Raw genomic sequence first — 7,872 nt, 5'->3', positions numbered from 1 at the left:
GTCGGCGCCGCCCGGGCCGCCCGGGGCGGGCGCCGCGGGGGTGGGGCGCGCGGGGCCCCGCGCGCACCACCACCGAAACGGCCTACCGCCCGCCCGATCGGCCGAGCGTGACGGGAGAAGGACGCGCTGTTGCCGGAGCCTGAGGGGGACGGCCCGGCAATCGGCCGGGTGTCACCCTTGCCGACATCCGGAGGGCACCATGCGCCGCACCATCCGAGGTGACCGCGCGGCACTGGCCGCGATCGCCATACTCCTCGCCGGCTGCTCCGCGGCGGCCGGCTCCCCGGACTCCGAAACGCCCGACGACCCGGCCCCGAAGGCGCCGAGGCAGGACTCACGGCAGGACCCGCAGCGGAACAGAGCGACGCACGCGCCGGGCGAGGCGGGGCGCAAACCCGCCGACGCCGACCCGGCGGCGGTGCGGGCCAACGAACTGGGCGCGGTGCCGGTGCTGATGTACCACCAGATCGTGGACGAGCCCGAGAGCATCGACGACCGCACCCCGCAGGACTTCCGGGCCGAACTGGAGCGGCTGGCGCGGGAGGGCTACGTACCGGTCACCGCGCGGGAGTTCACCAGCGGCGACATGGACATACCCGCCGGAACGCACCCGGTGGTGCTCACCTTCGACGACTCGACCCCCAGCCAGTTCCGGCTGGGCGAGGACGGGCGTCCCGCCCCCGACACCGCCGTCGGCATCATCCTCGACGTCGCCGGGCGCCACCCCGGCTTCCGGCCCGTGGCGACCTTCTTCGTCAACGCCGACCCGTTCGGCGAACCCGGCGGCCGCAAGACGCTGAAGTGGCTCGACGACCACGGCTTCGAGATCGGCAACCACACCATGCGGCACAGCGTCCTGGGGGACGCCGACGACGCGATGGTCCAGTGGGACATCGCCTCCAACCAGTGGCTGATCGACAAGGCGCTGCCCGACACCCCGGTGGTGTCGATGGCGCTTCCCTACGGCTCCATGCCCCGCGACCGGCGGCTCGCCCTCGGCGGCGAGTACGGCGGTGTGCGCTACCGCCACCAGGGCGTCTACCTGGCCGGCGGCAGCCCCGCCCCCTCGCCCTACTCCTCCGACCTCGACCCCGGGGCCATTCCCCGCATCCGCTCGCAGGAGGCCACCGCCGAGGAGGGGGCGTACAGCTCCTCGGCCTGGCTGGACAAGCTGCGCGACGGCACGGTCGAGCCGTACACCTCCGACGGCGACCCGGAGGCCGTCAGCTTCCCCCGGGACCGGGCGCACCGGCTCGCCTTCGACCACCAGGACGCCGCGCGGCCGTACTGACCGGCGCCGCCCGCCGCCCGCTATCCGGAGCGGGGGTGCGGTACGGCGACGACCTGGTCCCCGTCCTCGTAGACGATCCGCCCCGGATCCGAGGAGCGCAGGCACCGGTACCCGACGCCGTGCGCGGCGAGGATCTCCAGATACCCGTCCACGCGCTCGATCAGATGCCGCGCGGAGGACTTGAACCACGCCGCCGCCCCCGGGTTCACCGCGGGGTTGTAGACGGTGGGGTCGACGGAGGTGGGATTGGTGTAGTTGACGTCGTACCAGGCGTTGTTGACCCGCCGGAAGAACTCCTGCTCGGCGGTCAGCCGGCCCTCCCGGGCCAGATTGTTGACCAGGGCGAACACACCGGGGTGGACGTCCCGTCCACCCCGGTCCGTCCCCTGGAACCGCACGTACCGCGCCTCGTCCACGCGCACTCCCGTCCCTCTCCGGTCCGTCGCCGCCCGCCCGGCGCCCCCCGGGACGCGTCTCAGGAGACGGTGCGGGGGATGTCCTGCTCCGCCCAGACGACCTTCCCACCGGGCGTCCGGCACGAACCCCAGTTGCGGCTGAGCATGTTGACCAGCTGCAGGCCGCGCCCGCCCTCGTCGCTGAGTTCCGCGTGCTGGATCTGGGGCAGGTCGGGGCCGGTGTCGGAGACCTCCAGCGTCAGCCTCTCGTGCCGCATCAGACGGAGCTGCCCGGGCCCGCCGCCGTACCGCAGGGCGTTGCCGACCAGCTCGCTGACGACCAGCTCGGCGACGTCGGACAGCTCCTCCAGGCCCCACCGGGCGAGCCGCTCGGTGACCAGCGAACGGGCCACGGACGCGGCGGTGCCGTCCGGCGGCAGGGACCACACGCACAGGTCGGTGCCCGGCGGCAGCTTCCCGCCGGCGGCCACCAGCAGGACGGACTCGTCGAAGCGCTTCTCGCTCCCCGGCGGGATCCCGGCCGGATCCCGGGACTCCAGCAGCCGGTCCACCATCTCGGGCGCGGTCTCCACCAGCCGCCGCAGCTGGACGTCGATGTCGCTCCGGCGCGTCTTGACCAGGCCGTCGGTGTACAGCACCAGCCGGCTCCCGGCGGGCACCGGCACGGTGGTGGAGTCGTAGGGGATGACCCCCGCGCCCAGCGGCGCCCCGGCGGGCACCTCGACCCGGGAGACGCCGCCGCCGGCGTCCACCAGCAGCGGCGGCATGTGCCCCGCGCCGGCGATGGTGCAGCTGGCGGTGGCCGGGTCGTAGACGGCGCACAGGCACGTGGCGACCTGGTCGTCCTCCAGGTCGCGGGCGGCCAGGTCCAGCCGGGCCAGTACGCGGTCGGGGGCGGTGTCCAGGGCCAGCAGCGTCCGGCCCACCGTGCGCAGCCGCCCCATCGTGGCCGCGGCGGGCACTCCGTGGCCCATGACGTCCCCCACGACGAGGGCGGTCCGGCCGCCGGGCAGGGCCACCACGTCGAACCAGTCGCCCCCGACCCCGCTCGGATCGGTGCCCGGCGCGTAGTGGGTGAAGACCTCCAGGCCCGGTGTGTTGGGGGTGGCGCGGGGGAGCAGGCTGCGCTGGAGGGAGAGGACGTGCTCGCGCTCGCGCCCGTAGAGGCGGGCGTTGTCGATGAAGACCGCCGCCTTGGAGGCCAGCTCCGTCGCCAGCTCGACGTCGGCGCGGGTGAACGGGGGGCTGCCGGGGCCGCGGATGAAGTCGGCCACCCCGAGCAGTACGCCGCGGGCGGTCAGCGGCACGGCCATGTAGCTGTGCACCCCCGCCCGGCGCAGCTTGGCCGCCGCACTGGGGGTCGGGGCCACCCGCGCGTAGTCGTCGCGCCTCATCCGGCTCAGCAGGACCGGTTCCTGGGCCCGCAGGCAGTGGACCGAGAGCAGCGTCTGGGGGTGGACGGAGAGCTCGCCGGGCTCGTCCGGCTCCAGGTCCTCCATCTCGACGATCGAGGACACCGCGACGGCCCTGGTGACCGGCGGCCCCGTCCCCGTCCACCGCTCGCCGCCCTCACCGCGCAGCACCGACTCCAGCAGGTCGACGGCCGCGCCGTCGGCCAGCCGGGGGACGGCGAAGTCGGCCAGCTCCTGCGCGGTCCGCTCCAGGTCGAGCGTCGTGCCGATCACGGTGCTCGCCTGGTTGAGCCACGCCAGACGGCTGCGGGAGGCGCGGGGGCGGGCCAGGGCGGCGGTCGCGCGGCGCAACCGTACGGGCACGCGACCGCTCCGCGCGGGCCGACGACGCCGGTGGCCACCGTTGCCGTTCGCTGTCACGACTCTCCCCACTCGCACCCCACCACTGGTGCCTCAGGAGTCTTCCGGGCCATGGGCGGCGGCTCGTCGGGAAGAGGGACGTCGGGCCGAACGGACGCGTCTGTTTCGGTTCCGTCGACCCGTTCCGAGGCTCAGCGGACCGTTGACGGGTGCCGATCATCGCACACGACCGCCGGTCACGAGCCCCTTTCCGAAGGTCCGGTCCCTCCCGTACCGAGGGGAACGCCACCCTGCTCCGAGGGTAGGCCAGCGGCCCTCCCGGCGCTCCCGGAGCGCGGGGGAGCGGCCTGCGCGGCCCCGGTCCTTGACGCGCTGTCGGCGCGGTGGCTTGATGTCCCCAGATGGGAGCGCTCCCATCCTGTCGGAAGGAAGGTCATGCGCAGTAGACACCTCTTACGGGCGGCCCTGACCGCCCTGGCGCTGCTCCTGGGAATCCTCGGCCCCGCCGGCGCGGGGTCCGCCCCCGCGAGCGCCGCCCCGGCGGGGGCCGCCGCGGAACCGGTGCGGATCATGCCGCTGGGCGACTCCATCACCGGCTCGCCGGGCTGCTGGCGCTCGCTGCTGTGGAACCGGCTCCAGGAGGCCGGCCACACGGACGTCGACTTCGTCGGGACCCTCGGCCCCCAGGGCTGCGGGCAGCCCCACGACGGCGACAACGAGGGGCACGGCGGCGCGCTGGTGACCGAGGTGGCGAGCCGGAACCAGCTCCCGGCCTGGCTGGCCGCCACTCGGCCTGACATCGTTGTCATGCACTTCGGCACCAACGACGTCTGGAGCAACCGGTCGCCCGACGCCGTCCTCGCCGCCTACGGCACCCTGGTGGACCAGATGCGGGCGAGCAATCCGGACATGAAGGTCCTCGTCGCGCAGATCATCCCGATGAACCCCGCCACCTGCGGCGAGTGCGCCCGGCGGGTCGTGGCGCTCAACGAGCGCATCCCGGCCTGGGCCCGGTCGAAGAGCACCGCGAACTCGCCGGTGATCGCCGTCGACCAGTGGACCGGCTTCGACACCGCGAGCGACACCTACGACGGTGTCCACCCCGACGCCTCCGGCGACGAGAAGATCGCCGCCCGCTGGTTCCCCGTCCTGGCCGACCTGCTGGCGCGGGACGAGCCCGGCGGGCCCGGTGAGCCCGACCCCGGTCAGGGCGGGGCCGCCTGCACCGCCTCGTTCCGCGCGACGTCGGTCTGGCAGGGCGGCTACCAGGGCGAGGTGACGGTGCGCAACACCGGGACCGCGCCGATCTCCGGCTGGACGGTCCGGATCGCCCCGGACGGCGGCGGGCGGATCACCCAGGTCTGGAACGGCGTCCTCGGCACCGGCTCCGACGGCGCCGCCACCGTGCGCAACGCCGCCTGGAACGGAACGGTCGCCGCCGGGGGGAGCGCGTCCTTCGGTTTCGTGGCCTCCTCCACCCCGTCCTCGGCGGCCGTCGGCTGCACCGCCACGGCGGCCTGACCGCCGCGGGCCCGTCGGGGCGGAGCGGAGAGCGGCGCGGCCCGTACGGACCACCGGATCCGTACGGGCCGCGCCGCGGGGCGACTGCACGGTGGAGGTTGAGGTGGAGATGAAGGCGGAGGGGCGAGGGCGGTCGTCAGCAGCTCTGCCGCGGCCCTAACAGCTGCTCGAGTTCCAGCACCTCGAACAGCCTGGCGACGACCGGCGCCACCACACCGGTGACCCGGAGGGACGCACCGCCCTCCTCGGCCCGCTGCCGCGCCCACAGCAGGGCGCGCGCCCCCGAGCAGTCGCAGAACCCCACGGCGCCGAAGTCCACGACGACCGAGCGGGAGCCGCTCGCCAGGGCGGCCGCCAGGGCCGAACGCAACCGTGGGACGGTGGTGAAGTCCACCTCCCCCGAGACGGACACGATCACCCTGTCGCCGAATGACAGGACAGCGGTGTGAAGCTCGTCGGCGGCTGCCATCGACCCTCTCGCTTCGATGGGGGACTGGCGGGCGGTCAGACCGTAGCGCTCCCGGCGGGTGGCGTCACGGGGGTCCCTCCGGACGGCGCGGTGCCGCCCCCGCGCTCCCCGGCTCACCCCGCTCCCCGGCGAGGCGGCCGGGCGGCCGTCGAGCGGCTTGCGTCGTGCCCGCGGCCGGACGCCCGCTCGAGGGCGCGCCGGACACCGGGACGGCGGACGGCCGTCCGCCGTCCCGGGGCCGCGCTACGGCACCCGGTCCACGCGGACCGTCGCCCACACCGTCTTGCCCGCGCTGCCGGGCGGCGACCAGCCCCACCGCTGGCTCAGGGAGTCGACGATGTGCAGTCCGCGCCCCCTCTCGGCCAGGTGGTCGGGTTCCCTGACGACCGGGGGGACGCAACTCGGGTCGGAGACCGCGCACAGCAGGGTGGCGTCCTGCCACAGCAGGCCCAGCCGGACGGGCCGCTCGGCGGACGGGCGCCGGGGGAAGGCCGTCACCCCGTAGCGCAGGGCGTTGCCCACGAGTTCGGAGACGATGATCGCGACGTTGTCGGCGAGCGCGGTCAGCCGCCACTCCCGCAGCGTCCTCCCGGCGAACTCCCGGGCCGCGGTGGCGCCGCGGGGGGCGGGCCCGAAGCCGCAGGCCGCGTATCCCCCGGCCACCGGGGCGGACCGGCCGCCGACGCCCGCCCGGTGGCGGACGGACAGGGGGGACGGGACGGCGCGGACCGAGGAGGCGGGGCAGGAGGCGCGGTGCCCGGCGAGTCCGGGCCAGTCGCCGGGGAGGGCGGCCAGTAAGGCGTTACTCGCTGAAGTCACCGGATGCGCTGTCATCGCGATCTCCCTCGGTGCCTGTGGGGGGAACTCGGCACGAGAACTGGCCTGTTGGGGCTACTATCCTCGACTGTCACACGCCGCTGCAAGCGCATCTGCACTTACAGATGTAATTGCATCGACGTACGCACTCATACGCAGGGTAACGGAACGTCATGGATCGCGGCCTGGCTCGAGGGGGCAGCGCACGGCCGTGTCCGGTGAGGGGCGACAATGCAGCAGATCGTCAACGGTATGCGGGCCACGGAGATCGAGGGCGCGGCGTGGCGCAAGAGCCGCCGCAGCAGCATGGGCAACTGCGTGGAACTCGCCCCGCTGCCGGACGGCGCGGTGGCCGTGCGCAACTCCCGCCACCCCGAGGGCCCCGCCCTCGTCTACACCCGCGAGGAGATGGTCGCGTTCCTCCGGGGCGCCAAGGAGGGTGAGTTCGACGACATGGTCGGCTGAGGCGGCCGGCCGGGTGAAGGATCGTCCGCAGGGCCGGCCGAACCGGCATCCGCACGGGGAGGCCGCTGTACGGCGCGGTGACGGCGGTGGCACACTGAGTGCCTGTCCCTTCACTCAGGAGAGCACGCATGGCCGCCGAATCGAGCCGCTCCTTGTCGATAAAGCGCTACATCGAGCATCCCAAGGGCAGCCCGACGGTCCTGCGGCTGGTGGTCGGCTCCCAGCTGCGGCGGCTCCGCAAGGAGTGCGGCATCGACCTGGAGGAGGCGGCCAAGGCGATCCGCGGCTCCACCGCCAAGGTCAGCCGCCTGGAGCGGGGCCAGGGCGCCTGCAAGGAGCGCGACGTCGCGGACCTGCTGACGCTCTACGGGGTGCTGGACGAGGACGAGCGGGCGGACTTCCTCGCCCTGACCCGCCAGACCAGCGCACGCGGATGGTGGCACCGCTACAGCGACGTCCTCCCCGAGTGGTTCGAGAGGCACCTCGGCCTGGAGGAGGCCGCCGCGGTCATCCGCACCTACGAGGTGCAGTTCATTCCGGGCCTGCTGCAGACGGAGGAGTACGCCCGCGCGGTGACGCTGCTGTGCCACCCCCACGCCTCCGCGCAGGAGAACGACCGCCGGGTCCGGCTGCGCATGGAGCGGCAGGCGCTGCTCACCCGGCCGGACGCCCCCCGTCTCTGGGCCGTCCTGGACGAGGCCGCGCTGCGGCGCCCGCTCGGCGGCGCCGAGGTGATGCGCCGCCAGCTCCGCCACCTGATCGAGACGGCGCGGCGGCCGAACGTCACGCTGCAGGTGGCGCCGTTCGACCTCGGCGGCCTGGCCGCGGTGGGCGGCCCGGTGACCATACTGCGCTTCCCCGAGCCGGACCTGCCCGACGTCGTCTACCTGGAGCAGCTGACCAGCGCGCTCTACCTGGACAAGGAGGAGGACGTCGACCACTACCTGTCCATCATGGACCGGCTGTGCGCGGCCTCCGAGACCCCCGCCGACAGCGTGAGGTTCCTGGAGGGACTCCTCGATCGGCTCGGCTGAACGGACGCTCCCGGCCCGGGTGCTCCGGGCGGAGCGGCCGGTGTGTGCGCCGGTGCGTGAGGGGCCCGTCCTCCCCCGGGAGGACGGG

General features: G+C 74.3%; 8 protein-coding genes. 4 read left to right on the top strand and 4 right to left on the bottom strand.

Going from position 1 to position 7,872, the window contains the following annotated elements:
• The first annotated feature begins 199 nt into the window (after positions 1-199).
• Positions 200-1,291 (top strand): polysaccharide deacetylase family protein, encoded by a 1,092-nt coding sequence (locus QC029_RS29995; protein WP_279559003.1) that lies wholly within the window; start codon positions 200-202, stop codon positions 1,289-1,291.
• A 20-nt stretch (positions 1,292-1,311) separates the two neighbouring features.
• Here QC029_RS29995 and QC029_RS29990 read toward each other — a convergent pair whose 3' ends face one another.
• Positions 1,312-1,707 carry a hypothetical protein gene (locus tag QC029_RS29990; RefSeq protein WP_279559002.1) on the bottom strand — a complete coding sequence of 132 codons (396 nt, stop codon included), beginning with the start codon at positions 1,705-1,707 and terminating at the stop codon, positions 1,312-1,314.
• Between the two features lie 59 nt (positions 1,708-1,766).
• Entirely contained in the window at positions 1,767-3,482 is a 1,716-nt protein-coding gene (locus QC029_RS29985) for a SpoIIE family protein phosphatase (protein WP_279559001.1), read from the bottom strand.
• 432 nt (positions 3,483-3,914) lie between these two features.
• Between QC029_RS29985 and QC029_RS29980 the strand changes: the two genes are divergently transcribed.
• Positions 3,915-5,000, top strand: a complete 1,086-nt coding sequence (locus QC029_RS29980; RefSeq protein ID WP_279559000.1) for a GDSL-type esterase/lipase family protein — start codon at positions 3,915-3,917, stop codon at positions 4,998-5,000.
• Between the two features lie 136 nt (positions 5,001-5,136).
• On the opposite strand, the gene QC029_RS29975 is transcribed toward QC029_RS29980, so the two are convergent.
• Positions 5,137-5,412 carry an STAS domain-containing protein gene (locus tag QC029_RS29975; RefSeq protein ID WP_279558999.1) on the bottom strand — a complete coding sequence of 92 codons (276 nt, stop codon included), beginning with the start codon at positions 5,410-5,412 and terminating at the stop codon, positions 5,137-5,139.
• Positions 5,413-5,712: 300 nt separating this feature from the next.
• Positions 5,713-6,288, bottom strand: a complete 576-nt coding sequence (locus tag QC029_RS29970) for an anti-sigma regulatory factor (RefSeq protein WP_279558998.1) — start codon at positions 6,286-6,288, stop codon at positions 5,713-5,715.
• 228 nt (positions 6,289-6,516) lie between these two features.
• Here QC029_RS29970 and QC029_RS29965 point away from each other — a divergent pair, with 228 nt between their 5' ends.
• Positions 6,517-6,750: a DUF397 domain-containing protein gene (locus QC029_RS29965; protein ID WP_279558997.1), complete on the top strand. Its 234-nt coding sequence runs from the start codon at positions 6,517-6,519 to the stop codon at positions 6,748-6,750.
• Between the two features lie 128 nt (positions 6,751-6,878).
• Positions 6,879-7,784 carry a helix-turn-helix transcriptional regulator gene (locus QC029_RS29960; RefSeq protein ID WP_279558996.1) on the top strand — a complete coding sequence of 302 codons (906 nt, stop codon included), beginning with the start codon at positions 6,879-6,881 and terminating at the stop codon, positions 7,782-7,784.
• Positions 7,785-7,872: the final 88 nt, after the last annotated feature.

The organism is Streptomyces sp. DH37, from assembly GCF_029813835.1.
Classification (GTDB): domain Bacteria; phylum Actinomycetota; class Actinomycetes; order Streptomycetales; family Streptomycetaceae; genus Streptomyces.
Note: the sequence above shows the minus strand (reverse complement) of the source record. Positions and strands in the feature narration are given on the sequence as shown.

Excerpts from the sequence above, each read along its gene's own strand:
- QC029_RS29995 (WP_279559003.1), top strand. The coding sequence starts at position 200 with ATGCGCCGCACCATCCGAGGTGACCGCGCGGCACTGGCCGCGATCGCC.
- QC029_RS29980 (WP_279559000.1), top strand. The coding sequence starts at position 3,915 with ATGCGCAGTAGACACCTCTTACGGGCGGCCCTGACCGCCCTGGCGCTG.
- QC029_RS29965 (WP_279558997.1), top strand. The coding sequence starts at position 6,517 with ATGCAGCAGATCGTCAACGGTATGCGGGCCACGGAGATCGAGGGCGCG.
- QC029_RS29960 (WP_279558996.1), top strand. The coding sequence starts at position 6,879 with ATGGCCGCCGAATCGAGCCGCTCCTTGTCGATAAAGCGCTACATCGAG.